3 protein-coding genes are annotated in these 1,775 nt (G+C 55.8%); all 3 read right to left on the bottom strand.

The annotated features are described in order from the left end of the window. A partial coding sequence (selD, locus tag GXX82_16300; protein ID NLT24605.1) for a selenide, water dikinase SelD occupies nt 1-384 on the bottom strand: 384 nt, incomplete at its 3' end. A gap of 82 nt (nt 385-466) precedes the next feature. Next, nucleotides 467-715, bottom strand: a complete 249-nt coding sequence (locus tag GXX82_16295; GenBank protein ID NLT24604.1) for a DUF3553 domain-containing protein — start codon at nt 713-715, stop codon at nt 467-469. 221 nt (nt 716-936) lie between these two features. Then, nucleotides 937-1,775 (bottom strand): long-chain fatty acid--CoA ligase (locus tag GXX82_16290; GenBank protein ID NLT24603.1); only part of this gene is annotated, 839 nt, incomplete at its 5' end.

Here is a 1,775-nt window from a genome sequence, read left to right as displayed (position 1 = left end):
GTACTTGATCTCGTCATCGTCCACACTGTGGCCGCCGAGAAGGCTTACCCCGGCTTCCCTTATCTTGTCCGCTCCGCCACGGATGATCTCCTTGAGGATCGCTATGTCGAATCTCGTCGGCGAGAAGCAGACAAGATTGAGGGCAGTCTTCGGGACGGCTCCCATGGCATATATGTCGCTTAAGGCGTTCGCCGCGGCTATCTGCCCGAACCAGTATGGGTCATCCACGACAGGAGTGAAGAAGTCGACCGTCTGGACGAGGGCGATCTCGTCCGTCACCTTGTAGACGCCCGCGTCCTCAAAGCCTTCAATACCCACAATGACGTTTTCATCCACCGGGATATCTATCCCGCAGAGGATGTTCGCCAGGTCACCCGGACCTATCTTCGACGCTCACCCGCCGCCGCGGACAAACTTTGTCAGTTCCCTGTCCACTCGCCCTCCGTTCTGTACAGCACGGCCCCCTTCAGGGAAGGAGCATCTTCTTTGACCTTTTCCTGGGCCGCGGGGTCTCTTCCAGGGATATATGTCTTTCCTCTATCTTCTCGATCCCCGCGTAATAACAGCAATTCACACTCTTGTAATTGTTGTCGAAGACGCGCACCTTGCCGTCCTGAAAATCGACCCGGACGTAGCAGAAGCCGCCGGGCAGCTCCGACCGCCGCTCTTCGATAACGATCCCCATGCCCCACCGTGTATACCTCTTATGATACACCCGATCACCAACCTGGAGATACAGGGAGTAGTCCGCTATCATCGGCTAAGCATATCACAAATGAGGAGGGGGGACAATAATACAGGTGATGGGTGATAGGTTATGGGTTATGGGGAAAACATCCGGAGGAAAACTTCCTTTCTTCCTATTACCTATGACCCATTACCCATCACCAAAGAAAAACGGGGACCGTAGTCCCCGTTTTTTGTCTTATTCTTCTCTTACTGATGGTCGGCCCATTTGCCGTAACGCTCGCGGAGGATCCTGTGGAGGATCTTGCCGGCGCCTGATCTCGGCATCTCTTCGTCCTTGATGAAGACGATGTTCTTCGGGACCTTGAAGCCGGCGATCTTGCCCTTGCACCACGCGCCGACCTCTTTCGCGTCCATGGTCTTGCCCTCGTGGAGGACGATGACCGCCGTTACCTGTTCGCCCCACTTTTCGTGAGGTACGCCGATGACAGCCACGTCCTTAACATCCGGGTGGCCGCCCACGCAGTTCTCGACTTCCGACGGGAAGACGTTCTCGCCGCCGGAGATGATCATGTTGGCCTTTCTATCGACCAGTGTGTAGTAGCCCTCCTCATCCCTTAAGGCCATGTCGCCGGCGCTGAAGTACTGGCCCTTCATCGCTGCTTTGGTCTTTTCCGGGTCTTTCCAGTACTGCTCGAAGATCTGAGGGCTCCGTGAATAGAGTTCGCCAACTACATTCGGTTTGTCGATGAGGTTTCCGTCTTCATCATAGAGCTGAAGGATATCGGTACCAATAACCTCGCGGCCGATGGAGCCGAGTTTCGTCATCTGTTCGTGCGGTTTCAGGATGGTAACGATGCCTGCCTCAGTGGAGCCATAGGCTTCGTACAGCGCCGAGTTCGGGAACATCTTGAGGATGCCCTGCTTCGTGTCGCGCCGCGCCGGTGCCGAGGAGCACAGAAGCTTCTTGATGGCGTTGAGGTTGTATTTCGCCTTCACCTCGTCCGGGAGTGCCAGCATCATGATGTAGTGCGTCGGGACGAGGGAGGTGAAGGTGACGCCGAAATCCGCGAAGGTCTTGATGAGGT

The sequence above is a fragment of the Syntrophorhabdus sp. genome, assembly GCA_012719415.1.
Classification (GTDB): Bacteria; Desulfobacterota; Syntrophorhabdia; order Syntrophorhabdales; family Syntrophorhabdaceae; genus Delta-02.
The sequence above is the reverse complement of the archived record's forward strand: the minus strand, read 5'-3'. Positions and strand labels throughout refer to the sequence as shown.